The organism is Pseudomonas sp. WMBT8 (assembly GCF_050916005.1).
Taxonomy (GTDB): Bacteria; Pseudomonadota; Gammaproteobacteria; order Pseudomonadales; family Pseudomonadaceae; genus Aquipseudomonas.
The window spans coordinates 1,485,401-1,509,215 of the sequence record NZ_CP188096.1; the positions used below are offsets into that span (position 1 = coordinate 1,485,401).

Below are 23,815 nucleotides of genomic sequence, written 5' to 3' on the forward strand. Positions count from 1 at the left end.
TTAGCTCATCATGCCTTTGACGATGCGTTCCTGTTCGATCAGCTCTCGCTGGCGCGCATCAATACGTGACGACAGCGGGAAGTTGCTGCCGGCCCGGCGCTTGGCAAAGTCCAGTTGCTGGATCGCCTGCTGGAAGTCGCCGACCAACGCAAAGTACTCGGCGCGGGCTTGATGCAGGCCGATGATATTGCCGGATAGCCCGCGGGTTTCGGCGACCTGGTACCACACGTCGGGATCGTCGGAGCGCGACTTGAGCAGGCCTTCCAGGGCTTTTTCCGCGTCGGCGGTGCGGTTCTGCTTGAGCAGCAGGTCCACGCGCACCTGGTTCAGCGGGTAGTTGCTGGGGTATTGGGCCAGCATGCGGTCGGTGCGTTGCTGCGCGTCGGGCATGCGATTGTTGGTGATATCCAACTCGATCTGCGCCAGGTTGTAGGTGATGTCGTTGGGCGCCTTGGCCAGCAGCGGCTTGAGGGTTTCCCGTGCCTCGTTGAGCTGGGTGCCCTTGATCTGGGCGATGGCCAGGCCATAACGCGCCACATCGCTCTTCGGGTTCTCATCCAGCTGGGCGCGGAAGCGCTTGGCGGCCAAGCCGGGCGTATCTTCGTAATACAGCTGGACCCTGGCGCGAATCAGTTGATAGCGCAGGCTGTCTTCGGTGCCGCCGGTCTTGGCCTGTTCGGCGCGGTTGCGCGTATCGGCGATCCGCGATTCGGTGACCGGGTGTGTCAGCAGGAATTCTGGAGGCTTGGCATCGAAGCGGTATTGGCGCATCAAGCGCTCGAACATGGTCGGCATCGAGCGCGGGTCGTAGCCGGCCTTGACCATATTGAGGATGCCGATGCGGTCGGCCTCTTGCTCATTCTGCCGGGAGAAGCGCCGCTGCTCCTGGATCGCGGCGGCCTGGCTGCCGGCAATCGCGGCAATCCCGGCATCCCCGGCGCCGGCGGCAGCAGCGATAATCCCGCCGAGCAGCGCGGCCATCATCGGGATCTGCATCCGTTGCTGGGCTTCCACGCCTCGGGCGAAGTGGCGCTGTGACAAGTGCGCCAATTCGTGGGCCATCACCGAGGCGTACTCGCCTTCGGTCTGGGCATTGAGAAACAGGCCGCCGTTGACCCCGACAATCCCGCCCGGCGCAGCAAATGCGTTGAGCTGCGGGCTGTTGATCAGGATGAACTCCAGGCGCCGGTCATTGACCTGGCTGGTCTCCACCAGTTTGTAGACGCTGGTCTCGACGTAATCCTTGAGTTGCGGGTCATTGAGGACCGAGACCTGGCCGCGCAGGAATGCCAGCCACGCCCGGCCCAGTTGGTGTTCCTGTTGTGGCGAGACAATGGCAGAACTGGCGTCGCCAAGTGACGGCAGGTCGTCGGCGAAGCCTGGAGAGGCAAGCAGGCAAGCCAGCGTCAGCAGGGTAGGGCGCAAAAAAGTCATGCACAAAGCCTTTCGACAAAGACATTACTGTAGCCGGACACTGAGCTCGGGACCAGATATTCTAAGCGCCCCTTGACGCCGCCTGGAGCAAAACCATGACCGCTGCTGTAAACCACGACGCCGAGCTCGATGCCAGCGGCCTCAACTGCCCGTTGCCACTGCTCAAGGCCAAGATGGAACTCAATCGGCTGGCCAGCGGTGCGGTGCTCAAGGTGATCGCCACGGATGCGGGTTCGCAGCGGGACTTCCGCACGTTTGCCAAGCTGGCGGGGCATGCGCTGTTGCACGAGGAGGCCGATAACGGCGTCTATCGTTACTGGTTGCGCAAGGCCTGATGGCCCCATCGCGGGCAAGCCCGGCTCCCGCACTTACCGAGTTGTCTGGTCGAGCACCGAACCCATGTGGGAGCTGGCTTGCCTGCGATAGCTATCTAACTGCCACCAGCCGCATCAAGCCTTGTCCAGTGCCTGTGCCGCGGCCAATACCGCCTCCACATGCCCCGGCACTTTTACGCCACGCCATTCCTGGCGCAGCACGCCTTCCTTGTCGATCAGGAAGGTGCTGCGATCAACGCCCAGGTATTCCTTGCCGTACAACTTCTTCAGCTTGATTACATCAAACAGCTGGCAAACTGCCTCGTCCTTGTCGCTGATCAGCTCAAAGGGGAAAGCTTGCTTGGCCTTGAAGTTCTCGTGGGACTTCACGCTGTCCCGGGACACGCCAAACACTTCGGTGTTGGCGGCCTGGAACGCGGCGTAGTGATCGCGAAACCCCTGGCCTTCGGTGGTGCAGCCCGGGGTGCTGTCTTTAGGGTAAAAGTAGATCACCACTTGCTTGCCCTTGAGGCCGGCAAGGCTGAACGTCTGCCCGCTGGTCGCCGGGGCTTGGAAATCGGCGACCGGTGTGTCGATGACTACCGCCATGAAAAACTTCCTTACATTGGATTCTGTGGGCGCCAGGGCTCGATCAGTGCATCCAGGTTCAGCGCATCGGCGAAATCCAGGAACTGGTCGCGCAACCAACTGATCTGCACGCCGGCCGGCAAGGTCACGGTAAAGGTGGCGTTGAGCATGGTGCCGCCGGTCTGGGGGGCCTGATAGGTGTCGCAGGTCAGGTTTTCCAGCTCGACGTTATGGTCGATAAAGAACTGGCACAGTTCATTAACGATGTCCGAACGGTACGCCGAACTGACATAAGCCACGTACGGTAGCGCCTGGGGACGGTTCTCCAGGGCGGCACTGCGTACCACATTGACGGTGAAATCGTGCTTCTTGGCCAGGGCCGGCAAGCCAGCTTCCAGGCGCGCCAGGGCGTCCCAGCTGCCGGAAATCTGCAGGACCAGCGCGCTGCACTCGCCATGGCGAGTCAGGCGTGAGGTCACGACGGCGCAGCGGTTTTCATGGCTGGCGCGGCACAGGACGTTAGTCAGCTCCATGGGGTTGGCGCCAAGGGCACTGATAACAAGGAATTGTTCGCGGACTGTGGGGGTGGACATGCAGCATTCCTAAAGCGATGAGCGGTCGATACGAACGTGCGGTACCGATCAAAGGATCAAGGGTAGCGAAAAGCGCCGCCAAGGGCTAGGACGTGGCGTTTTCATTGCATATTCAGTGGCAGTTGGCCGTGCTTTGGCCCAATGATGGCATTGCCGGCAACTAAGTTGATCCAGAACGCGTCCTCGGAGGGTACTTCGCTTGTGCAAGCATCTTGGCGCCAGTACCATTACGGCTCTCTTTTTCCGGCAGGAGCGGTTGCATGATTGCGGGCAGTATGGTGGCACTGGTCACACCCATGGATGCACAAGGTAATCTCGACTGGGACAGCCTGGGCAAACTGGTGGACTTTCACCTGCAAGAAGGCACCAACGCCATTGTGGCCGTCGGCACCACGGGTGAATCGGCCACGCTTGATGTGGAAGAACACATCGAGGTGATCGAGTTTGTGGTCAAGCGCGTTGCAGGGCGTATCGCGGTGATTGCCGGTACGGGCGCCAACTCGACGCGCGAAGCGATCGAACTGACCAAGAACGCCAAGAAAGCCGGTGCCGATGCTTGCCTGCTGGTGACGCCGTACTACAACAAGCCGACCCAGGAAGGCTTGTACCAGCACTTCAAGGCCATCGCCGAAGCTGTCGACATCCCGCAGATCCTCTACAACGTGCCAGGTCGCACGGCGTGCGACATGCAGGCCGCGACCGTGATCCGCCTGTCGACCGTGCCGAACATCATCGGTATCAAGGAAGCCACGGGCGACCTGCAGCGCGCCAAGGACATCCTGGCCGGCGTGAGCAGCGACTTCCTGCTGTACTCCGGCGACGACGCCACGGCTGTGGAGCTGATCCTGCTGGGTGGCAAGGGCAATATCTCGGTGACCGCCAACGTGGCCCCGCGAGCCATGAGCGAACTGTGTGCCGCTGCAATCGCCGGTGATGCCGTCAAGGCCCGCGCGATTCACGAAAAGCTGATGCCGCTCAACAAAACCCTGTTTATCGAATCCAACCCTATTCCCGTGAAATGGGCGCTGCACGAGATGGGCCTGATGCCGGACGGTATCCGTCTGCCGCTCACCCAACTCAGCCCAGCCTGTCACGAACCGCTGCGACAGGCCCTGCGCCAGTCCGGCGTCCTGGTTTAATTGAGGAAGCACTACGCATGAAGCGATTGGCCGGACTTTCCGCACTTGCCTTGATTATCTCCAGCACTAGTGGCTGCGGTTGGATCTGGGGCCCGGAAGGCTACTTCCGTGACCGCGGTAGCGATTACCTGGAAGCACAACAAACCGCACCGATGCAATTGCCGCCGGACGTCAACGTCGCCAAGCGCCTTGACCCGTTGCTGCCGATTCCGCGCAATGTGGCCGACGACACCGTCAAGGGCGAGTACGAAGTACCGCGTCCACAGCCGATTTCGGCCCTGGCCGATGCCAGTGACTACAGCCTGCAGAAAAGCGGCGACTCGCGTTGGATCATGGCCCAGCGCCCACCTGCCGAAGTCTGGCCGGTTGCTGTGCAGTTCTTCCAGGACAACGGTTTCCGTATCGACGAGCAACGCCCGCAGACCGGTGAGTTCACCACTGCATGGCAGCAGTCGAACGAACTGTCGGCCAACATGGCCAAGCGCCTGCAGGCCGGTGGCGTCGCCGCTGATGGCGAAAGCCGCATCCGCGTACGCATCGAGCCAGGCGTACAGCGCAACACCAGTGAAGTCTATGTGGTCAGTGCCGAGCGTCCTGCCGGCAGTACCGCCAACGTCGAATTCACCAATCGCTCGGTCAACAGCGGTGTCGATGCTGCGCTGGTCGACGAGATGCTTGCCAGCATGAGCCGTATTTCCGAGAAGGGCGGTTCCGTATCCCTGCTCGCTGCCCGTGATTACGACACCCCTAACCGTGTCAGCCTCACCGAAGACGGTAGCGGCAACGTCGTGCTCAACCTGGGTGAAGACCTGGATCGAGCCTGGGCCAGCGTCGGCCGTGCCCTGGAGCAAGGTCCATGGCGCGTTGAAGACATCAACCGCAGCCTGGGCCTGTACTACATCAACGTGGCTGAAAAGGCCGAGAAGAAAGACGAAGAGCGTGGTTTCTTCAGCAAGTTGTTCGGCAGCGAGCCGACCAAGGAAGAGATCGAGACTCGCGCCGAGCGTTATCAGGTTCGCCTGAGCAAGGTTGGCGACAACGTGCAAGTCACCGTCGAGAAGAACATCAACACCGTAGCGCCTGCAGAAACGGCGCGCAAAGTGTTGGGCGTGATTCAGGACAACCTGGGCTGATCCGATGCGTTTTGCTGTTCTCGGCAGCGGTAGCCAAGGGAACGGCACGCTTGTAGCCCACGACGACACGTACGTCCTGGTGGATTGTGGTTTCTCCCTGCGGGAAACCGAGCGACGCCTGCTGCGCCTGGGGGTTCACCCGGCGCAGTTGAGTGCGATCCTAGTGACCCACGAACATGCCGACCACGTGCATGGCGTGGGTTTGCTGTCTCGGCGCTACAATCTTCCGGTGTACCTGAGTCGCGGCACCTTGCGCGGGATGCGCAAACCCATTGAACCCGCAGGTTTCCTGGCCGGTGGCGAGCAACTGCAGATCGGTGCCTTGAGCATTTCTGTGATTGCCGTGGCGCATGATGCCCACGAGCCCACGCAATATGTATTCAGTGATGGCGAGCGTCGCTTCGGCCTGCTTACCGACCTGGGTTCCTATTGTGCCAAGGTGCTTGAAGGCTATCGGGATCTCGATGCATTGATGATCGAGTCCAATCATTGCCGAGACCTGCTGGCGCGCGGTCACTATCCGTACTTTCTCAAGCAACGGGTTGGCGGCGAACTGGGACATTTGAACAACCACCAGGCGGCGTACCTGGTGTATGAGTTGGGCTGGCAAGACCTGCAACATCTGGTCCTGGCCCACCTGAGCAGCAAGAACAACCTGCCGCAGCTTGCCCGGCAATGTTTTGTCGACACCCTCGGGTGCGACCCGGACTGGCTGCAACTGGCCGATCAAGATTCAGGGCTCGACTGGCGACATATCGCCTAGCCCATCTACTTACCAAGCGGAGCCCATCATGGAAAAACGTGAAGAACTCTACCGCGGCAAAGCCAAGTCGGTTTACAAGACCGACGACGCCAACCGCTTGATCCTGCTGTTTCGCAACGACACCTCGGCGTTCGACGGCAAGCGCATCGAACAGCTCGACCGCAAGGGTATGGTGAACAACAAGTTCAACGCCTTCATCATGCAGAAACTCGAAGCGGCCGGCATCCCGACCCAATTCGATAAACTGCTGGGCGACAACGAATGCCTGGTGAAGAAACTCGACATGATCCCGGTCGAGTGCGTCGTGCGTAACTACGCCGCCGGCAGCCTGGTCAAGCGCCTGGGCGTGGAAGAGGGCCTCAAGCTCAACCCTTACACGTTCGAGCTGTTCCTCAAGGATGATGCCAAGGGCGATCCATTCATCAACGAATCCCACGTGGTGGCATTTGGCTGGGGCACCGCTGAACAACTGGCGCGCATGAAGGAGTTGTCGCTCAAGGTTAACGACGTGCTGAGCAAGCTGTTCGACGACGCCGGGCTGCTGTTGGTGGACTTCAAGCTGGAATTCGGCGTATTCCACGACGGCTCCATCGTCCTGGGCGACGAATTCAGCCCGGACGGCTGCCGCCTGTGGGACAAGGACACCCGTAAGAAGATGGACAAAGACCGCTTCCGCCAGGGCCTCGGTGACGTTATCGAAGCCTACGAAGAAGTCGCCAACCGCCTCGGCGTACCGCTGTAATCGACGCAAGCATCTGATAGCACGGAAAAAAATTGCTTCGGCGCTTTGCTTCCACGAAACAGGCTGTTATGATGCGCGCCGTTGGAGAGATGCCAGAGTGGCCGAATGGGACGGATTCGAAATCCGTTGTACCTTCACCGGTACCTAGGGTTCGAATCCCTATCTCTCCGCCATTATTTGTACTTGAAGGCCCCATTTATGGGGCCTTTTTGCATTCTGCAGGTTCTGTTTCTCCGTTCCGCCTTTATGTGCTGGTTAGGCATCTTATATAAGGCGTTCTATGAAGTCTGAGGGGTGTTAGGTCCTTGGAGGTTTTCATAGTGGCGGCCTGGGTTCTTTGCTCTGGAAAAGAATTTCCAGTTGGGGGTTGACCGGGTATTTTAATGCTGTAGTATTCGCCTCCCGCTGACGAGAGATCGAAAGCGCAAGTGGTTGAAGTTGTTGAGGAAAATCTCGAAGCTTCTGAAAATAATCACTTGACAGCAAATGAGGCTGCTGTAGAATGCGCGCCTCGGTTGAGACGAAAGATCTTAACCAACCGCTCTTTAACAACTGAATCAAGCAATTCGTGTGGGTGCTTGTGGAGTCAGACTGACAGTCAACAAGATTATCAGCATCACAAGTTACTCCGCGAGAAATCAAAGATGTAACCAACGATTGCTGAGCCAAGTTTAGGGTTTCTTAAAAACCCAAAGATGTTTGAACTGAAGAGTTTGATCATGGCTCAGATTGAACGCTGGCGGCAGGCCTAACACATGCAAGTCGAGCGGTAGAGAGAAGCTTGCTTCTCTTGAGAGCGGCGGACGGGTGAGTAATGCCTAGGAATCTGCCTGGTAGTGGGGGATAACGTTCGGAAACGGACGCTAATACCGCATACGTCCTACGGGAGAAAGCAGGGGACCTTCGGGCCTTGCGCTATCAGATGAGCCTAGGTCGGATTAGCTAGTTGGTGGGGTAATGGCTCACCAAGGCGACGATCCGTAACTGGTCTGAGAGGATGATCAGTCACACTGGAACTGAGACACGGTCCAGACTCCTACGGGAGGCAGCAGTGGGGAATATTGGACAATGGGCGAAAGCCTGATCCAGCCATGCCGCGTGTGTGAAGAAGGTCTTCGGATTGTAAAGCACTTTAAGTTGGGAGGAAGGGTTGTAGATTAATACTCTGCAATTTTGACGTTACCGACAGAATAAGCACCGGCTAACTCTGTGCCAGCAGCCGCGGTAATACAGAGGGTGCAAGCGTTAATCGGAATTACTGGGCGTAAAGCGCGCGTAGGTGGTTAGTTAAGTTGGATGTGAAATCCCCGGGCTCAACCTGGGAACTGCATTCAAAACTGACTGACTAGAGTATGGTAGAGGGTGGTGGAATTTCCTGTGTAGCGGTGAAATGCGTAGATATAGGAAGGAACACCAGTGGCGAAGGCGACCACCTGGACTGATACTGACACTGAGGTGCGAAAGCGTGGGGAGCAAACAGGATTAGATACCCTGGTAGTCCACGCCGTAAACGATGTCAACTAGCCGTTGGGAGCCTTGAGCTCTTAGTGGCGCAGCTAACGCATTAAGTTGACCGCCTGGGGAGTACGGCCGCAAGGTTAAAACTCAAATGAATTGACGGGGGCCCGCACAAGCGGTGGAGCATGTGGTTTAATTCGAAGCAACGCGAAGAACCTTACCAGGCCTTGACATCCAATGAACTTTCTAGAGATAGATTGGTGCCTTCGGGAACATTGAGACAGGTGCTGCATGGCTGTCGTCAGCTCGTGTCGTGAGATGTTGGGTTAAGTCCCGTAACGAGCGCAACCCTTGTCCTTAGTTACCAGCACGTTATGGTGGGCACTCTAAGGAGACTGCCGGTGACAAACCGGAGGAAGGTGGGGATGACGTCAAGTCATCATGGCCCTTACGGCCTGGGCTACACACGTGCTACAATGGTCGGTACAGAGGGTTGCCAAGCCGCGAGGTGGAGCTAATCCCACAAAACCGATCGTAGTCCGGATCGCAGTCTGCAACTCGACTGCGTGAAGTCGGAATCGCTAGTAATCGCGAATCAGAATGTCGCGGTGAATACGTTCCCGGGCCTTGTACACACCGCCCGTCACACCATGGGAGTGGGTTGCACCAGAAGTAGCTAGTCTAACCTTCGGGAGGACGGTTACCACGGTGTGATTCATGACTGGGGTGAAGTCGTAACAAGGTAGCCGTAGGGGAACCTGCGGCTGGATCACCTCCTTAATCGACGACATCAGCTGCTCCATAAGTTCCCACACGAATTGCTTGATTCATTGAAGAAGACGAAAAGAAGCAGCCCGAAATTGGGTCTGTAGCTCAGTTGGTTAGAGCGCACCCCTGATAAGGGTGAGGTCGGCAGTTCGAATCTGCCCAGACCCACCAATTTTGTGTGGGAAACGCCTGTAGAAATACGGGGCCATAGCTCAGCTGGGAGAGCGCCTGCCTTGCACGCAGGAGGTCAACGGTTCGATCCCGTTTGGCTCCACCACTACTGCTTCTGTTTGTATAAAGCTTAGAAATGAGCATTCCATCATTGTGATGGTGAATGTTGATTTCTAGTCTTTGACTAGTTCGTTCTTTAAAAATTTGGGTATGTGATAGAAAGATAGACTGAACGTTACTTTCACTGGTAACGGATCAGGCTAAGGTAAAATTTGTGAGTTACTCAAATTGAGTATTATCGAATTTTCGGCGAATGTCGTCTTCACAGTATAACCAGATTGCTTGGGGTTATATGGTCAAGTGAAGAAGCGCATACGGTGGATGCCTTGGCAGTCAGAGGCGATGAAAGACGTGGTAGCCTGCGAAAAGCTTCGGGGAGTCGGCAAACAGACTTTGATCCGGAGATGTCTGAATGGGGGAACCCAGCCATCATAAGATGGTTATCTTAAGCTGAATACATAGGCTTAAGAGGCGAACCAGGGGAACTGAAACATCTAAGTACCCTGAGGAAAAGAAATCAACCGAGATTCCCTTAGTAGTGGCGAGCGAACGGGGACTAGCCCTTAAGTGGCTTTGAGATTAGCGGAACGCTCTGGAAAGTGCGGCCATAGTGGGTGATAGCCCTGTACGCGAAAATCTCTTAGTCATGAAATCGAGTAGGACGGAGCACGAGAAACTTTGTCTGAATATGGGGGGACCATCCTCCAAGGCTAAATACTACTGACTGACCGATAGTGAACTAGTACCGTGAGGGAAAGGCGAAAAGAACCCCGGAGAGGGGAGTGAAATAGATCCTGAAACCGTATGCGTACAAGCAGTGGGAGCCCACTTTGTTGGGTGACTGCGTACCTTTTGTATAATGGGTCAGCGACTTATTTTCAGTGGCGAGCTTAACCGAATAGGGGAGGCGTAGCGAAAGCGAGTCTTAATAGGGCGTCTAGTCGCTGGGAATAGACCCGAAACCGGGCGATCTATCCATGGGCAGGTTGAAGGTTGGGTAACACTAACTGGAGGACCGAACCGACTACCGTTGAAAAGTTAGCGGATGACCTGTGGATCGGAGTGAAAGGCTAATCAAGCTCGGAGATAGCTGGTTCTCCTCGAAAGCTATTTAGGTAGCGCCTCATGTATCACTGTAGGGGGTAGAGCACTGTTTCGGCTAGGGGGTCATCCCGACTTACCAAACCGATGCAAACTCCGAATACCTACAAGTGCCGAGCATGGGAGACACACGGCGGGTGCTAACGTCCGTCGTGAAAAGGGAAACAACCCAGACCGTCAGCTAAGGTCCCAAAGTTATGGTTAAGTGGGAAACGATGTGGGAAGGCTTAGACAGCTAGGAGGTTGGCTTAGAAGCAGCCACCCTTTAAAGAAAGCGTAATAGCTCACTAGTCGAGTCGGCCTGCGCGGAAGATGTAACGGGGCTCAAACCATACACCGAAGCTACGGGTATCACCCTCGGGTGATGCGGTAGAGGAGCGTTCTGTAAGCCTGTGAAGGTGAGTTGAGAAGCTTGCTGGAGGTATCAGAAGTGCGAATGCTGACATGAGTAACGACAATGGGTGTGAAAAACACCCACGCCGAAAGACCAAGGTTTCCTGCGCAACGTTAATCGACGCAGGGTTAGTCGGTCCCTAAGGCGAGGCTGAAAAGCGTAGTCGATGGAAAACAGGTTAATATTCCTGTACTTCTGGTTATTGCGATGGAGGGACGGAGAAGGCTAGGCCAGCTTGGCGTTGGTTGTCCAAGTTTAAGGTGGTAGGCTGGAATCTTAGGTAAATCCGGGATTCTAAGGCCGAGAGCTGATGACGAGTTACCCTTTGGGTGACGAAGTGGTTGATGCCATGCTTCCAAGAAAAGCTTCTAAGCTTCAGGTAACCAGGAACCGTACCCCAAACCGACACAGGTGGTTGGGTAGAGAATACCAAGGCGCTTGAGAGAACTCGGGTGAAGGAACTAGGCAAAATGGCACCGTAACTTCGGGAGAAGGTGCGCCGGTGAGGGTGAAGGACTTGCTCCGTAAGCTCATGCCGGTCGAAGATACCAGGCCGCTGCGACTGTTTATTAAAAACACAGCACTCTGCAAACACGAAAGTGGACGTATAGGGTGTGACGCCTGCCCGGTGCCGGAAGGTTAATTGATGGGGTTAGCTAACGCGAAGCTCTTGATCGAAGCCCCGGTAAACGGCGGCCGTAACTATAACGGTCCTAAGGTAGCGAAATTCCTTGTCGGGTAAGTTCCGACCTGCACGAATGGCGTAACGATGGCGGCGCTGTCTCCACCCGAGACTCAGTGAAATTGAAATCGCTGTGAAGATGCAGTGTATCCGCGGCTAGACGGAAAGACCCCGTGAACCTTTACTATAGCTTTGCACTGGACTTTGAATTTGCTTGTGTAGGATAGGTGGGAGGCTTTGAAGCGTGGACGCCAGTTCGCGTGGAGCCAACCTTGAAATACCACCCTGGCAACTTTGAGGTTCTAACTCAGGTCCGTTATCCGGATCGAGGACAGTGTATGGTGGGTAGTTTGACTGGGGCGGTCTCCTCCTAAAGAGTAACGGAGGAGTACGAAGGTGCGCTCAGACCGGTCGGAAATCGGTCGTAGAGTATAAAGGCAAAAGCGCGCTTGACTGCGAGACAGACACGTCGAGCAGGTACGAAAGTAGGTCTTAGTGATCCGGTGGTTCTGTATGGAAGGGCCATCGCTCAACGGATAAAAGGTACTCCGGGGATAACAGGCTGATACCGCCCAAGAGTTCATATCGACGGCGGTGTTTGGCACCTCGATGTCGGCTCATCACATCCTGGGGCTGAAGCCGGTCCCAAGGGTATGGCTGTTCGCCATTTAAAGTGGTACGCGAGCTGGGTTTAGAACGTCGTGAGACAGTTCGGTCCCTATCTGCCGTGGACGTTTGAGATTTGAGAGGGGCTGCTCCTAGTACGAGAGGACCGGAGTGGACGAACCTCTGGTGTTCCGGTTGTCACGCCAGTGGCATTGCCGGGTAGCTATGTTCGGAATAGATAACCGCTGAAAGCATCTAAGCGGGAAACTAGCCTCAAGATGAGATCTCACTGGAACCTTGAGTTCCCTGAAGGGCCGTCGAAGACTACGACGTTGATAGGTTGGGTGTGTAAGCGCTGTGAGGCGTTGAGCTAACCAATACTAATTGCCCGTGAGGCTTGACCATATAACACCCAAGCAATTTGTTTCTCGAAAGAGCATCAGATTGCGGTGTGTGAAGACGAAATGAACCGAAAGTTCGAATCTCACAAAACACCGAAAGCTGTCACATACCCAATTTGCTGAAGCGAGGCACTTGCCGCGACTCAGTACCCGAATTTCTTGACGACCATAGAGCATTGGAACCACCTGATCCCATCCCGAACTCAGCAGTGAAACGATGCATCGCCGATGGTAGTGTGGGGTTTCCCCATGTGAGAGTAGGTCATCGTCAAGATTAAATTCCAAAACCCCAATTGCGAAAGCAGTTGGGGTTTTGTTTTGGGCGGTCGAAAACCCATAAGCCCGCAAGCAACTGGTCGCGCCCGCCAACTGCAACAAATGCGATTGCTGCTCTATGCTTAGTTGGCTTTACTCATTCTTAAGGACGGGAGGTAGGTATGACCACTGAACCTAAACCGCGCGATGACGCGGAGCAGGAGCGCGCCAGGCAGCGTCGCGAGGAAGAGAAGCCACAGACCTGGAAGCATCCGGATGACGGGACGGAGCTATCCGAACGCGATCAGGAACGCCCCCTGAAGCCATAACTGTAGGAACCGGCTTGCCCGCGATGGGCATAACGCTGACAGGCCCCCGCCGTCAAGCCGGCTTACAGGACATCGGCGTACACAACTCCACCAGCGTCCCATCCGGGCAGCGCACATAAGACACCACTTGGCCCCAGGGCTTGCTGCTCGGTGCTGATAGCTCGGTCGCACCTGCGGCCACAGCCTTGGCGTGGGCGGCCGGGACGTCATCGGTCACAAATCCCAGTTCCACACCCAGCGGTTGCTTAGAAGAATGAGCAGCGACGTGCCCACCCTTGAAATTCAACTCCCCCAGTTCATGCGCGGCGAAGGACAAGGTGGTGCCTGCGGTTTCCAGCTCGCCATAGGTCCCAGACTCATGCAGGAAGCGTCGACTGAAGCCGAAGGCCGTTTCAAAAAACTGCAGCGACGCGGCGACATCCGGGACGTAGACGATGGTGTAGGCGAATTTCATGGCTAAGCGCTCCGTGCTTGAAAAAGATGCCTATTAGAGGAAGTGCCAGCAGGCTCGTCAACCTGCCGATACCAGCAGCGCCGTGGGAAACCCCGACGCCAAGACCAGGTACGCCACGATGGCGGCCAGGCACAACCCGATAAATACCCGCAGCAGCGTCCTGGCGGTTGGATGGGCGATGAACCTGATACTCCAGATGCACAGCCCGGCCATCAGGATGGCCAGGGCAAGAATGACCAGCACGGGGATGTTCTCGGTTGCCATGGAAGCTGATTTATAGTCCCAAATACGTGGGTTGGATAGTCGGCGCATAGACGCAGGCCCCGCTGTGTTCCTAAACTGCCGACTGTCTTGGGCAGTGGGGCGCTTGCCATGAATCGCAATGAATTACGCAAGGCCGACATCAACCTGATGGTGGTCTTTGAAACACTGATGCTCGAGCGCAACGTAACGCGTGTGGCAGAGAAGCTGTTCCTTGGCCAGCCCACGGTCAGTTCGGCCCTCAACCGCCTGCGCACGCTGTTCAACGACCCGCTGTTTATCCGTGTCGGCCACCGCATGGAACCCACGGCGCGGGCCGAGGAGCTCATCCTGCATCTGTCGCCGGCCCTGGACTCGCTGTCGGCGGCGTTGAGTCTTACCCATGATTTCGACCCGTCTGTCAGTACCATGACCTTTCGTATCGGCCTGTCCGATGACGTCGAGTTCGGTCTGTTGCCACCGCTGTTGCGGGCCCTGCGCACCGAAGCACCGCAGGTGGTGTTTGTGGTGCAGCACGTCGATTACTGGCGGATTCCCGATTTGCTGGCCTCTGGCGATATCACCGTCGGCATCACCCAGACCCGTGGCCTGCCGGCCAATGCCAAGCGCAAACTGTTGCGCCACATCCGTCCCAGCGTGCTGCGCGCCGATGCCTCGGACCAGGCGCTGACCCTCGACGAATACTGCGCACGGCCCCATGTGCTGGTGTCCCACACCGCTAACGTCGCGGGGTTTGCCGATGAGTGGCTGGCGGAGATCGGTCGCAAGCGGCACGTGGTGTTATCCGTGCCGCAATACAGTTCCTTACCGGCATTACTGGCCGGCACCGATATGATCGCCAGCCTGCCGGACTACACGGCCCAAGCCATGGCGGCGGCGGGCAACCTGTTTTGTGAGCCGTTTCCGTTCGATACACCGACCCTGGACCTGTCCATGGTCTGGCTCAGCCACGTTGACAGCGACCCCGCCGAACGCTGGATGCGCTCGCGGCTGGAGGCGTTCATGGGGGCATGAGCGCGGCAACTTAGGCGTTTGCTTCTCTTGCCACGTCCACTTTGCAACTGGCCGCAACCGCCGCCACCTGCTCGCGAAACCACGCGTTGGCGCTTTCCTGCTCGCTGGCATCGTTCCACTGCATCTCCAGGGTAAACCCCGGCAGGCCGTTGGGGGCTTCGCAATGGCCGAACTGTGGTTCCACGGCCAGCAGTTGTTGCACGCGGCGGGGTAGGGTGACGATAAAGTCGGTGCCGGCAATCATCTTCAGCGCCGCGCTGTAGCTGTTGGCCCGGGCGATGACCTGGCGCTTGTGAGCCTGGCGGCTCAGCCAGCCGTCGATCATGTTGGTGTCCGAGGTCCAGGGCGTGGGGAACACATGGCGCCGGGCCACAAAGGACTGCAGGCTGAACGCCGGCTCCCGGGGGGCCGCACGCTTGTCGAAGACGCAGACCAAGTCGTCTTCCAGCAGCATCTGGGTCCTGAGGTCCTTGTGCTCACGGTGAAAGTGCGGACCGAAGCAGATCACCAGATCCAGGCGCCCGTCACGCAGCGCCTCGACAGGGATCTCGGTTTCCAGCTTCTGCACATTGACGATCACCGGCAGGTCGGCATGATCGAAGTGTTTCAACAATCTGGGCAGGATCAGTTGCTCGAAGTATTCGGGTGCGCAGAGGTTGAAGGTGACGGCTTTTTGCGTGGGATCGAACGTCTGCGCGCCCGCGTGGCACAGGTTGATGCTTTCGAGGATTTTCTGCACATGCCCGTACATGGTGCTGGCCTTGTAGGTTGGGCGCATGCCGGCACGGGTGTTGATAAACAGGTCGTCCTCAAAGCTGGTGCGCAGCTTTTTCAGGCTGTAACTGACCGTGGACTGGCTGACAAACAGGGTTTCGGAGACATCGGTGACGCTGCTTTGCTCATACACAGCGATAAACACCATCAGATCCTGCATATCGAGCTTTCTAAGCAAGTTACTGTTTAGCATTCGTTCCGTCCGTGAGCCTGTTGCGCGACCGCAGCGCAAACAAGACAAAATGTTAACGGAACGCTCGTCCCAATAGAAAGGTCTGTCGGACCTTTCTATGTTCATTGTGGGACAGATACTGTTTGGAACACGACGCCCTAACGAATATGCCGTGCATAGTGGCGCGGGTCGAAGCGCAGGACTATCAGTAACATCACCCCCACCACGGCGGTGAGTGACCACCAGGCCCATTCGAAGCTGCCCAGTTGGTCGCGGATCATCCCGGCAATCAGCGGCGACACCCCAGCGATCAGGTAGCCGATGCCTTGCACAAACGCCGTCAGGCCACCGGCGCGGCGCGGGTTGTCCAGGTGGTCGAGGGACAGGATCAGGCTCATCGGGAACAGCCCGCCAATGCCCAGGCCCAGCAGGCATGGCCACAGCAGTGTGAGGTGTTGCGGGGAAAGGATCAGGCCGCAGAAGCCGGCGATGATCAGTACCAGCAGCACGGCCACCACGCCGCGCTTGTCCTGGCGCCGGTTGGCGATAGCCGGGGTGATCAGCCCGGAGACCACTTCCATGGCCGTCAGGAAGCCCAGCAGCAGGCCGGCGTTCTGTTCGCTCCAGCCCTGCTCGACGTAGTACGGCGCCAGCCAAGCCAGTACACAGGTGTAGGACGCGGTACCGAGGCCGAAGAAAATCGCCAGCAACCACGCGCGGCGATTGCCGAAAAACGATTCCTGCGGGCCGCTGCCGGCTTGGGGCAGTGGTGGCAACGCGGCGCGCTGGGCATACCAGAACAGCAGCGCCAACACGGCAAGCACCGCCCAGATCGCCAGACCCATCCGCCAACTGCCAGTCTGTACCTGGATGAATGGCGAGAACGACGCCGCCAATGCCGCGCCGCCCATGATCGCGGTGACGTACAAGCCCATGAACAGCGAAACGTTGTCACTAAAACGCGACTTGATCAGCGCCGGCATCAACGCCTGGATCAGCGCAATGCCCACGCCGGCGGCGATGGCGCTGAGGATCAACTCGGCGGCAGAGTCGAGAAACAGCCGCGACAAGGTGGCAAGGCCAATCACCACCAGCGACAGGACAATGCTGCGATGCTCGCCAAAGCGTTTGCCCAGGCCCATGCCGAAGAACATCGCCAAGCCCATCGCCATCACCGGCAACATGGTCAGTAGCGAAGCAGTGCTGAAACTCAGCGGCACATCGCCGCGGATCGACGATAACAAAGGGCCGACCGCCGCCATGGACGGACGCAGATTGAGGGCCACCAGCACGACGCTGATCATCAGCCAGAGGGCGGTAGTGGGTTTTGCGTGGACGTTTTCCATGGGCGGGCCTTGAGCGGACAAGGTCGCCATTAGGCGACCGCGCGGGCCCGGCGGCAAATCAGAAAGTCGCAGGAGCTATTGAAAAACTACATCTGTAGGAGCCGGTTTGCCGGCGATAGTGGTCTGTCAGATAAGCCGCCATCGCCGCCATCGCCGGCAAGCCGGCTCCTACAGGGTTGTGGGCTTAGTAGCCCACGGTGAAACGCTGGCGCGAATGCTTGGGTGTTTCCACTTCGTCGATCAAGGCAATGGCGAAGTCGGCAAAGCTGATCCAACTGCGGTTCTCGCTGCTCACCAGCAGGTCATCCTGGCCCAGGCGGAACTTACCGGTGCGCTCGGTCTCGACAAACTCTGCCGAGGGCGAAAGGAAGGTCCAGTCCAGCTCCTTTTCCTGGCGCAAGGTGTCGAGGAACGCTGCGCCAGCACTGGCCTCGGCCTTGTATTCGGCAGGGAAGCCTTCGCTGTCGATGACCCGCCCGCCACCCGGCAGCAGCAGCGAACCCGCACCGCCCACCACCAGCAGGCGCTTCACGCCGGCCTGTTTTACCGGCCCGATCACCGCAGGCGCAGGCAGGGTGGCGAAGTGCGCGGCGCTGATCACCACGTCGCTGCCGCTGATGGCCTGTTGCAGGGCTTGGGCGTCCAGTGCGTCCACCTGTTTGACGGTCAGGCCGGGACGCGCGGCGATCGCGCCGGTGTTACGGGCAATGGCCGTGACGGTGTGGCCGCGACGCAGGGCTTCTTCCAGCAGTTGGCTACCGGCACGGCCGGTGGCACCAATGATTGCAATCTTGCTCATGACGTTCTCCAGTGTGGGTAAGGGTTGGATCAAATCACCACTTCATTTCGCCCTTGGCGACTTTGGCGCTCAGCTCCAGGGAGCTTTCATCGGCCAGGTTCGGGTAGCGTTTTTTCATGGCTGCGATCAGGGTCGAGGAATCCTTGGCCTTGGCGGTTTCTACATCGAAAGCCTTGATGTAGTCGGCCGTAAAGGCGACAGCTTTGACCGAAGGCGTGCCCAAGTAGTGGCCGGGAACCACGGTGACCGGCTTGAGTTTTTCGATACGTTGCAGGGTGCCCAACCAATCGGCATGGGACTGTGCGCCCTGGGTGTCGGCCATCCAAAGGTGGATGTTCTGCGAGACCACCACGCCGCCGACCACGGCCTTGATCGACGGGATCCACACAAAGCTGCGGTCCGGCTGCGGGCCGTCCAGGCCGATGACTTCCAGCGATTGCCCTTCGAGCGTCAGGCTATGGCCGTCGAGGACTTGGGGAATGAGGGTCTTGGCGGGTTTATCGGCGCCCATTTTCGGGCCCCAATATTCAATCTTTCCGGCAACGGTGGCCTTGATATGCTCGACCACCGGTTGTGGCGCGACGATCTTGGCCTGTGGGAAAGCGCTGGCCAGGGTGTCGAGGCCGAAGTAGTAATCCGGGTCGCCATGGCTGATGTAAATGGTGGTCAGCTGTTTGCCGCTGGCGCGGATCCTCTGCACCAGTTGTTCGGCCTGGCTTTTGCCGAACTGCGCGTCTACCAGGATCGCGTCTTTCTCGCCGCTGACCAGCACCGAACTGACGGGGAAGATCGCCGATTCACCTGGGTTATACACCTCGAGGGTCAGGTCGGCGGCGACGGCGTGGGCGGCAAAGCCAAGAACGGTAGTGGCCAGTACAAAGCGCTTGAGGGTAGTGAGCATGTTCAAGTCCAGGTCAGGGATGCCTTGGCAGGCGATGGACAGAGCTTAGTTGCACTGAACGCAGCAAAAAATGCGATGCTTGGACATAGTTTGTTTCTAAAACCGGGCAAATCATGGATCGTCTTCAAGCAATGCGGGTGTTTGTCACCGTGGTCGACCTGGGCAGCCAATCGGCCGCCGCCGATCATCTGGACCTGTCGCGCCCAGTGGTGTCGCGCTATCTGGCGGAGCTGGAAGACTGGGTGGGCGCGCGCCTGATGCACCGCACTACGCGCAAGCTCAGCCTGACCGCCGCTGGCAGTGAGACCCTGCCGCGTTGCCGGCAGATGCTGGAACTGTCCTACGACATGCAGGCCGCCGTCAGCGAACCGGACGACGCCCCTCGCGGCCTGGTGCGCCTGAGCGTCAGCACCTCGTTTGGCCAGGCGCAGTTGGCCGAGGCCATGGCCGAGTACGTCAAGCGTTATCCGCTGGTCAGTATTGACCTGCAAATGCTCGACCGCACAGTGAACCTGGTGGATGAGCGCATCGACCTGGCGATCCGCACCAGCAACGACCTGGATCCCAATCTGATTGCGCGTCAGTTGACCGTGTGCCGCTCGGTGATCTGCGCGTCGCCGGCCTACCTGCAGGAACACCCGCAGCCCCAGCGGGTAGAAGAGTTGGCGGATCACAACTGCCTGACCCATTCCTACTTCGGCAAGAGCCTGTGGCATTTCGAGGAGAACGCTGAGCCCGTGTCGGTGCCGGTGCATGGCAATATCAGCGCCAATGAAGCCAGCACCTTGCTGCGGCTGACCCTGGCCGGGGCAGGGGTGGCGATGTTGCCGACCTATCAGGCCGGCGACTACATCCGCAGCGGCCAGTTGATCCGCCTGCTGCCCCATGCCGAACCGCGGCAGATGAACATGTATGCGGTGTATGCCTCGCGCAAGCACATGCCCCAGGCATTGCGCAGCCTTCTGGATTTCCTGGTCTTGAGGTTCCCGCCAGAGCCGCAATGGGACGTGGGGCTGTAAGCTCTATAAGGCGTCTGAATACCCGTCAATACTGGCAACTGGCCCTGGCTGGCCTATGCTCAATACAGCACCTTCTTGATCTGTCCGGAGGTTGATGCCATGACGATCAAAACCAGAAAGTACCTGACGATTTTTGCCCTCTGCGCCTTTGCCACGGCCCTCTATGGCACCGCAGCCTACCGCGCCGAACAGGCCCGCCTGCAACCCGGCATGGCTTCTGCCTGCAACCATGGGCAATGCACCTACTCGGCGACCCTGAGCGCACTGCGCTGACACGCAACCTGTTGCAGCAGCCGGCTTGCGGGCTCCTGCAACAGTGCGTGGGTGGTCGGTCAGTCCGCGTTCAGTTGTTCGCGAAATGCCTTGGGTGAAAATCCTACGCGCCTGCGAAACAATCGAGAAAAGTTCGTCGGGTCAGAGAACCCCAGCACGTCAGACATTTCATTAATGGTCATGCTCGTGTAGGTCAACAGACGCTTGGCCTCCAGCAGTTGGCGGTCGTGCATGATCTGCAACGCCGGCTGCCCGCCCAGCTCGCGGCAGGTGCCGTTGAGGTGCGACACCGAGATCCCCAGCTTGTGCGCCAGGTCTTCGATCTTCGGGTGTTCGCGGTAGTGCTGCTCAACCAACTGGGTGAAGTGCCGGAAGTACTCGCGGCCCCGAGGTGCCCGTGGATGGCGGCGTTGGATGGCCTGGCGGCTGATCCACACCAGCAGCACGCTGACCAGCGCGTGCATCATCATGTCCCGGGCCGGGAAGTCATCGGTGTATTCATTCTGCAAGCGGGTGAACAGGCTATTGAGGTAGTCACTGTCCTGGCCCGCCGGGTAGCTGCCCAGGGCGCTCAAGCCGTCTACCGCCGAGCCCAACTGGCCCTGCAGGTGCGCCACCAGCGGCGCGGCCAGTGTCACCACAAACCCTTCTACATCCTCGGCAAACCGAAATCCGTGCACACACAGCGGCGGCAGCACTTGCAGGGTCGATTCGGTCAGCGTCGTGCGCTGGCCCTCGATCTCCAATTGCGCCTGGCCCTTGTACACATAGAGCAATTGGCACAGGTCCGCATGCCGGTGGGGCTGGATCTCCCACTGGTACTCGCGGCTGCGCCGGGAGATGGTCTCGCAATGCAGCAAATCCGGAGTCGGCCACTGCTGGCTTTCTCCGTAGAGTTTGAACACTGGAATCGCGGGACTGGCATTTTTGGTCATGTTTTTATCCGATACTCAGGACAGTGGTTCGGTAATCGCCCCGATTGGCGAAAAGCGCAGGCTTTGGCTCAGTTTTCACCTTCTTGTGGGGCTCACTCAAGGGAAAAATGCCAGTACCAAAACCAATGACAACGCTTTCACCGATAACGTTCGGGGGAAGCCGGCGGGCCATAAAAATAATGAAAACCCTAAAAACTCAAGTCGCCATCATCGGCGCCGGTCCTTCGGGGCTGCTGCTCGGCCAATTGCTGCATAACGCGGGGATTGAAACCCTGATTGTTGAGCGCCAGGCCCCGGACTACGTTCTTGGGCGAATTCGCGCCGGAGTGTTGGAGCAAGGCATGGTCGACCTGTTGCGCCAGGCGGGTGTCAGCCAGCGGATGGACGCCGAGGGCCTGGTGCATGAAGGCTTCGAGCTGGCCCTCAATGGGCGCTTGCACCACATCGACCTGAAGACCCTGACCGGCGGCAAGACTGTGATGATCTACGGCCAGACCGAAGTCACCCGCGACCTGATGGCCGCCCGCGAGCACGCCGGTGCGATCACCCTGTATGAAGCGCGCAATGTTCAGCCCCACGACCTCAAGGGCGAGCGGCCCTGGCTGACCTTCGAGCATCAAGGCCAGCAGGTGCGCCTGGACTGCGACTACATCGCCGGTTGCGACGGCTTCCATGGCGTGTCGCGCCAGTCGATCCCCGCCGATGTGCTCAAGACCTTCGAGCGGGTCTACCCGTTCGGCTGGTTGGGCATCCTTGCCGACACCCCGCCGGTCCACGGCGAACTGGTGTACGCCAAGCATTCGCGTGGCTTTGCCCTGTGCAGCATGCGTTCGCCCAGCCGCAGTCGCTATTACCTGCAGGTGCCGGCCGAGGAGTCGCTTGATGCATGGCCCGACCAGCGCTTCTGGGCGGAACTCAAGGCGCGCTTGCCGGCGGAGCTGGCGGCCAGCCTGGTGACCGGGCCTTCGATTGAAAAGAGCATCGCGCCGCTGCGCAGTTTCGTGGTGGAGCCGATGCAGTACGGGCGCCTGTTCCTGCTGGGGGACGCCGCCCATATCGTGCCGCCTACCGGCGCCAAGGGCCTGAACCTGGCGGCCAGTGACGTGAGCACCCTGTTCACCCTCTTGTGCAAGGTGTACCGGGAAGGGCGCGTGGAGCTGCTGGAGAAATACTCCCAGATCTGTTTGCGGCGGATCTGGAAGGCCGAGCGGTTTTCTTGGTGGATGACCTCGATGCTGCACCAGTTTCCCGAGGCGGATGGCTTCAGCCAACGGATTGCCCAGAGCGAGCTGGAGTACTTTGTCGAGTCGCAGGCTGGACGCGCAACCATTGCAGAAAATTACGTCGGGCTTCCTTACGAGGCTATCGAATAGCCGGCTATCGAGTAACATGGCGGGCATTGCCGCTTGCCTGCAGGTTCTGTCGTGACCCAATCCACACCCTCTGTACGCAGTGTCCTTGCGGCCCTGATGTTGGCGATTTTCCTCGGTGCGCTGGACCAGACCATCGTCGCCGTGTCGATGCCGGCCATTTCTGCGCGGTTCAACGACGTCAACCTGCTGGCCTGGGTCATCTCCGGCTACATGGTGGCGATGACCGTGGCGGTGCCGATCTACGGCAAGCTTGGCGACCTGTATGGGCGGCGGCCGATGATGTTGATCGGCATGGGCCTGTTCACCGTGGCCTCGCTGTTTTGTGGCATGGCGCAAAGCATGGAGCAGTTGGTGCTGGCGCGGATCCTCCAGGGCATCGGCGCGGGCGGGATGATTTCGGTGAGCCAGGCGATCATCGGCGACATCATTCCGCCCCGCGAGCGTGGGCGTTACCAGGGTTACTTCAGCAGCATGTACGCCGTTGCCAGCGTGGCCGGGCCGGTGTTGGGCGGCTATATGACCGAGTACCTGTCGTGGCGCTGGGTATTTTTGATCAACCTGCCATTGGGCGCGGGCGCCTGGTGGGTGGCCCATCGCACGCTGGTGGGGCTGCCGGTGCCACAGCGCAAGCCGATCATCGATTACCTTGGCACGGTGCTGATGATCATCGGCCTGACCGCGCTGTTGCTGGGCATCACTGAAATCGGCCAGGGCCATCATTGGCGCGATGATCAAGTACTGGGCCTGCTGGCCTGTGCGCTGGTGGCGTTGACGGTGTTTGTCTGGCATGAGCGCCGGGCGCGGGAGCCGTTGTTGCCCATGCACCTGTTCGCCAACCGCAGCGCGGTGTTGTGCTGGTGTACGATTTTCTTCACCAGCTTCCAGGCCATCTCGCTGATCGTGCTGATGCCCCTGCGCTACCAGAGCGTCACGGGGGCCGGTGCCGACAGCGCCGCCTTGCACCTGCTGCCGCTGGCGATTGGCTTGCCCATGGGCGCGTTCTTTGCCGGGCGCATGACCTCAGTCACCGGCCTCTATAAACCGATGATCCTTACCGGTGCGCTGCTCACGCCGATTGCCATCCTCGGCATGGCCTTCAGCGCACCTCAGTCATTGATCCTCAGCAGCTTGTTCATGGTGCTCAGCGGCATTGCCTCGGGCATGCAGTTCCCGACTTCCCTGGTGGGTACGCAAAACTCAGTGGCGCAACACGACATCGGTGTCGCTACCAGCACCACCAACCTGTTTCGCTCCCTGGGTGGCGCGGTCGGCGTGGCGTGTATGTCGGCCTTGCTTTTGGCGTTGTTGCAGGACTCGAGTTTTGCCCACCTGGCCAGTGGCTCGATGATGGCCGAAGGCAGCTCCGGCAACGTGCTGCTCGATGGCCTCAACGCGGCTCCCGGCCCGGCGCAGGACGCCTTGCGTGGGGAGCTGTTGAGGACCTTCCGGCATTTGTTGATGATCAGCGCGGCGGTGTCGCTGCTGGGGCTGGCAGCGGCGATTGCAATGCCCAACCAGCTGTTGCGCGGGCGCGAAGACAAGGCGCGCTAGCGTAGGCGCCGG

At 58.7% G+C, this 23,815-nt stretch carries 21 protein-coding genes, 3 tRNA genes and 3 rRNA genes; 17 read left to right on the plus strand and 10 right to left on the minus strand.

What is annotated here, in order from left to right:
* Entirely contained in the window at window positions 1-1,434 is a 1,434-nt protein-coding gene (locus tag ACO77H_RS06565) for a M48 family metalloprotease (RefSeq protein WP_029299078.1), read from the minus strand.
* 95 nt (window positions 1,435-1,529) lie between these two features.
* Between ACO77H_RS06565 and ACO77H_RS06570 the strand changes: the two genes are divergently transcribed.
* On the plus strand, window positions 1,530-1,769 hold the full coding sequence (locus tag ACO77H_RS06570) for a sulfurtransferase TusA family protein (protein WP_169956710.1): 240 nt from the start codon (window positions 1,530-1,532) through the stop codon (window positions 1,767-1,769).
* Window positions 1,770-1,883: 114 nt separating this feature from the next.
* Here the strand turns inward: ACO77H_RS06570 and ACO77H_RS06575 are convergent, their stop codons facing one another.
* Together ACO77H_RS06575 and ACO77H_RS06580 are read right to left on the minus strand one after the other, a co-directional pair.
* Complete coding sequence (locus ACO77H_RS06575) at window positions 1,884-2,357, minus strand: peroxiredoxin (RefSeq protein ID WP_169956708.1); 474 nt, start codon at window positions 2,355-2,357, stop codon at window positions 1,884-1,886.
* Window positions 2,358-2,368: 11 nt separating this feature from the next.
* On the minus strand, window positions 2,369-2,929 hold the full coding sequence (locus ACO77H_RS06580) for a glycine cleavage system protein R (RefSeq protein WP_169956706.1): 561 nt from the start codon (window positions 2,927-2,929) through the stop codon (window positions 2,369-2,371).
* A gap of 260 nt (window positions 2,930-3,189) precedes the next feature.
* On the opposite strand from ACO77H_RS06580, the gene dapA reads away from it, so the two are divergent.
* The 11 genes from dapA (at window position 3,190) to ACO77H_RS06635 (ending at window position 12,931) form a co-directional block, all read left to right on the plus strand.
* Window positions 3,190-4,068, plus strand: a complete 879-nt coding sequence (gene dapA, locus ACO77H_RS06585) for a 4-hydroxy-tetrahydrodipicolinate synthase (RefSeq protein WP_169956704.1) — start codon at window positions 3,190-3,192, stop codon at window positions 4,066-4,068.
* 17 nt (window positions 4,069-4,085) lie between these two features.
* Window positions 4,086-5,201: an outer membrane protein assembly factor BamC gene (bamC, locus tag ACO77H_RS06590; protein WP_169956702.1), complete on the plus strand. Its 1,116-nt coding sequence runs from the start codon at window positions 4,086-4,088 to the stop codon at window positions 5,199-5,201.
* Between the two features lie 4 nt (window positions 5,202-5,205).
* Entirely contained in the window at window positions 5,206-5,964 is a 759-nt protein-coding gene (locus ACO77H_RS06595) for an MBL fold metallo-hydrolase (protein WP_170042868.1), read from the plus strand.
* 28 nt (window positions 5,965-5,992) lie between these two features.
* The gene (purC, locus tag ACO77H_RS06600; RefSeq protein WP_003211975.1) at window positions 5,993-6,706 is read left to right on the plus strand and encodes a phosphoribosylaminoimidazolesuccinocarboxamide synthase; all 714 of its coding nucleotides are present in this window, start codon (window positions 5,993-5,995) and stop codon (window positions 6,704-6,706) included.
* A gap of 83 nt (window positions 6,707-6,789) precedes the next feature.
* Window positions 6,790-6,879: transfer RNA gene (locus tag ACO77H_RS06605), tRNA-Ser, on the plus strand.
* A gap of 528 nt (window positions 6,880-7,407) precedes the next feature.
* A 16S ribosomal RNA gene (locus ACO77H_RS06610) occupies window positions 7,408-8,944 on the plus strand.
* Between the two features lie 82 nt (window positions 8,945-9,026).
* Window positions 9,027-9,103: transfer RNA gene (locus ACO77H_RS06615), tRNA-Ile, on the plus strand.
* A 30-nt stretch (window positions 9,104-9,133) separates the two neighbouring features.
* Window positions 9,134-9,209 (plus strand) — tRNA-Ala (locus tag ACO77H_RS06620).
* A 248-nt stretch (window positions 9,210-9,457) separates the two neighbouring features.
* Window positions 9,458-12,351, plus strand: a 23S ribosomal RNA gene (locus ACO77H_RS06625).
* A 154-nt stretch (window positions 12,352-12,505) separates the two neighbouring features.
* A 5S ribosomal RNA gene (gene rrf, locus ACO77H_RS06630) occupies window positions 12,506-12,621 on the plus strand.
* Together the 16S, 23S and 5S rRNA genes with 2 tRNA genes alongside form the textbook arrangement of a ribosomal RNA operon.
* Before the next feature lie 163 nt (window positions 12,622-12,784).
* Entirely contained in the window at window positions 12,785-12,931 is a 147-nt protein-coding gene (locus ACO77H_RS06635) for a hypothetical protein (RefSeq protein WP_169955542.1), read from the plus strand.
* A 52-nt stretch (window positions 12,932-12,983) separates the two neighbouring features.
* Here ACO77H_RS06635 and ACO77H_RS06640 read toward each other — a convergent pair whose 3' ends face one another.
* On the minus strand, window positions 12,984-13,385 hold the full coding sequence (locus ACO77H_RS06640) for a VOC family protein (protein WP_169955543.1): 402 nt from the start codon (window positions 13,383-13,385) through the stop codon (window positions 12,984-12,986).
* A 57-nt stretch (window positions 13,386-13,442) separates the two neighbouring features.
* Complete coding sequence (locus tag ACO77H_RS06645) at window positions 13,443-13,649, minus strand: hypothetical protein (protein ID WP_178121219.1); 207 nt, start codon at window positions 13,647-13,649, stop codon at window positions 13,443-13,445.
* Between the two features lie 108 nt (window positions 13,650-13,757).
* Here ACO77H_RS06645 and ACO77H_RS06650 point away from each other — a divergent pair, with 108 nt between their 5' ends.
* On the plus strand, window positions 13,758-14,660 hold the full coding sequence (locus tag ACO77H_RS06650; protein ID WP_169955544.1) for a LysR substrate-binding domain-containing protein: 903 nt from the start codon (window positions 13,758-13,760) through the stop codon (window positions 14,658-14,660).
* A 10-nt stretch (window positions 14,661-14,670) separates the two neighbouring features.
* Here the strand turns inward: ACO77H_RS06650 and ACO77H_RS06655 are convergent, their stop codons facing one another.
* The 4 genes from ACO77H_RS06655 to ACO77H_RS06670 all read right to left on the minus strand — a co-directional run bounded on the left by ACO77H_RS06655 (window position 14,671) and on the right by ACO77H_RS06670 (window position 18,652).
* Entirely contained in the window at window positions 14,671-15,627 is a 957-nt protein-coding gene (locus ACO77H_RS06655) for a LysR family transcriptional regulator (RefSeq protein WP_169955545.1), read from the minus strand.
* 137 nt (window positions 15,628-15,764) lie between these two features.
* Window positions 15,765-16,952 carry a CynX/NimT family MFS transporter gene (locus tag ACO77H_RS06660; RefSeq protein WP_432755174.1) on the minus strand — a complete coding sequence of 396 codons (1,188 nt, stop codon included), beginning with the start codon at window positions 16,950-16,952 and terminating at the stop codon, window positions 15,765-15,767.
* A 184-nt stretch (window positions 16,953-17,136) separates the two neighbouring features.
* Complete coding sequence (locus tag ACO77H_RS06665) at window positions 17,137-17,751, minus strand: NAD(P)-dependent oxidoreductase (protein ID WP_432755175.1); 615 nt, start codon at window positions 17,749-17,751, stop codon at window positions 17,137-17,139.
* Between the two features lie 34 nt (window positions 17,752-17,785).
* Window positions 17,786-18,652: an MBL fold metallo-hydrolase gene (locus ACO77H_RS06670; protein ID WP_169955548.1), complete on the minus strand. Its 867-nt coding sequence runs from the start codon at window positions 18,650-18,652 to the stop codon at window positions 17,786-17,788.
* Between the two features lie 113 nt (window positions 18,653-18,765).
* Here ACO77H_RS06670 and ACO77H_RS06675 point away from each other — a divergent pair, with 113 nt between their 5' ends.
* Window positions 18,766-19,671, plus strand: a complete 906-nt coding sequence (locus ACO77H_RS06675; RefSeq protein WP_170043242.1) for a LysR family transcriptional regulator — start codon at window positions 18,766-18,768, stop codon at window positions 19,669-19,671.
* Window positions 19,672-19,770: 99 nt separating this feature from the next.
* Window positions 19,771-19,944: a hypothetical protein gene (locus ACO77H_RS06680; RefSeq protein WP_169955550.1), complete on the plus strand. Its 174-nt coding sequence runs from the start codon at window positions 19,771-19,773 to the stop codon at window positions 19,942-19,944.
* Between the two features lie 59 nt (window positions 19,945-20,003).
* Here the strand turns inward: ACO77H_RS06680 and ACO77H_RS06685 are convergent, their stop codons facing one another.
* On the minus strand, window positions 20,004-20,879 hold the full coding sequence (locus ACO77H_RS06685; RefSeq protein ID WP_170043243.1) for a helix-turn-helix domain-containing protein: 876 nt from the start codon (window positions 20,877-20,879) through the stop codon (window positions 20,004-20,006).
* Between the two features lie 179 nt (window positions 20,880-21,058).
* On the opposite strand from ACO77H_RS06685, the gene pobA reads away from it, so the two are divergent.
* Together pobA and ACO77H_RS06695 are read left to right on the plus strand one after the other, a co-directional pair.
* Window positions 21,059-22,252, plus strand: a complete 1,194-nt coding sequence (gene pobA, locus ACO77H_RS06690) for a 4-hydroxybenzoate 3-monooxygenase (RefSeq protein ID WP_432755176.1) — start codon at window positions 21,059-21,061, stop codon at window positions 22,250-22,252.
* Window positions 22,253-22,348: 96 nt separating this feature from the next.
* A complete protein-coding gene (locus ACO77H_RS06695; protein WP_432755738.1) occupies window positions 22,349-23,803 on the plus strand; it encodes an MDR family MFS transporter in 1,455 nt (484 codons plus the stop codon).
* The last annotated feature ends 12 nt before the right edge of the window (window positions 23,804-23,815 follow it).

Excerpts from the sequence above, each read along its gene's own strand:
- ACO77H_RS06565 (WP_029299078.1), bottom strand. The coding sequence starts at position 1,434 with ATGACTTTTTTGCGCCCTACCCTGCTGACGCTGGCTTGCCTGCTTGCC.
- ACO77H_RS06570 (WP_169956710.1), top strand. The coding sequence starts at position 1,530 with ATGACCGCTGCTGTAAACCACGACGCCGAGCTCGATGCCAGCGGCCTC.
- ACO77H_RS06575 (WP_169956708.1), bottom strand. The coding sequence starts at position 2,357 with ATGGCGGTAGTCATCGACACACCGGTCGCCGATTTCCAAGCCCCGGCG.
- ACO77H_RS06580 (WP_169956706.1), bottom strand. The coding sequence starts at position 2,929 with ATGTCCACCCCCACAGTCCGCGAACAATTCCTTGTTATCAGTGCCCTT.
- dapA (WP_169956704.1), top strand. The coding sequence starts at position 3,190 with ATGATTGCGGGCAGTATGGTGGCACTGGTCACACCCATGGATGCACAA.
- bamC (WP_169956702.1), top strand. The coding sequence starts at position 4,086 with ATGAAGCGATTGGCCGGACTTTCCGCACTTGCCTTGATTATCTCCAGC.
- ACO77H_RS06595 (WP_170042868.1), top strand. The coding sequence starts at position 5,206 with ATGCGTTTTGCTGTTCTCGGCAGCGGTAGCCAAGGGAACGGCACGCTT.
- purC (WP_003211975.1), top strand. The coding sequence starts at position 5,993 with ATGGAAAAACGTGAAGAACTCTACCGCGGCAAAGCCAAGTCGGTTTAC.
- ACO77H_RS06635 (WP_169955542.1), top strand. The coding sequence starts at position 12,785 with ATGACCACTGAACCTAAACCGCGCGATGACGCGGAGCAGGAGCGCGCC.
- ACO77H_RS06640 (WP_169955543.1), bottom strand. The coding sequence starts at position 13,385 with ATGAAATTCGCCTACACCATCGTCTACGTCCCGGATGTCGCCGCGTCG.
- ACO77H_RS06645 (WP_178121219.1), bottom strand. The coding sequence starts at position 13,649 with ATGGCAACCGAGAACATCCCCGTGCTGGTCATTCTTGCCCTGGCCATC.
- ACO77H_RS06650 (WP_169955544.1), top strand. The coding sequence starts at position 13,758 with ATGAATCGCAATGAATTACGCAAGGCCGACATCAACCTGATGGTGGTC.
- ACO77H_RS06655 (WP_169955545.1), bottom strand. The coding sequence starts at position 15,627 with ATGCTAAACAGTAACTTGCTTAGAAAGCTCGATATGCAGGATCTGATG.
- ACO77H_RS06660 (WP_432755174.1), bottom strand. The coding sequence starts at position 16,952 with ATGGAAAACGTCCACGCAAAACCCACTACCGCCCTCTGGCTGATGATC.
- ACO77H_RS06665 (WP_432755175.1), bottom strand. The coding sequence starts at position 17,751 with ATGAGCAAGATTGCAATCATTGGTGCCACCGGCCGTGCCGGTAGCCAA.
- ACO77H_RS06670 (WP_169955548.1), bottom strand. The coding sequence starts at position 18,652 with ATGCTCACTACCCTCAAGCGCTTTGTACTGGCCACTACCGTTCTTGGC.
- ACO77H_RS06675 (WP_170043242.1), top strand. The coding sequence starts at position 18,766 with ATGGATCGTCTTCAAGCAATGCGGGTGTTTGTCACCGTGGTCGACCTG.
- ACO77H_RS06680 (WP_169955550.1), top strand. The coding sequence starts at position 19,771 with ATGACGATCAAAACCAGAAAGTACCTGACGATTTTTGCCCTCTGCGCC.
- ACO77H_RS06685 (WP_170043243.1), bottom strand. The coding sequence starts at position 20,879 with ATGACCAAAAATGCCAGTCCCGCGATTCCAGTGTTCAAACTCTACGGA.
- pobA (WP_432755176.1), top strand. The coding sequence starts at position 21,059 with ATGAAAACCCTAAAAACTCAAGTCGCCATCATCGGCGCCGGTCCTTCG.
- ACO77H_RS06695 (WP_432755738.1), top strand. The coding sequence starts at position 22,349 with ATGTTGGCGATTTTCCTCGGTGCGCTGGACCAGACCATCGTCGCCGTG.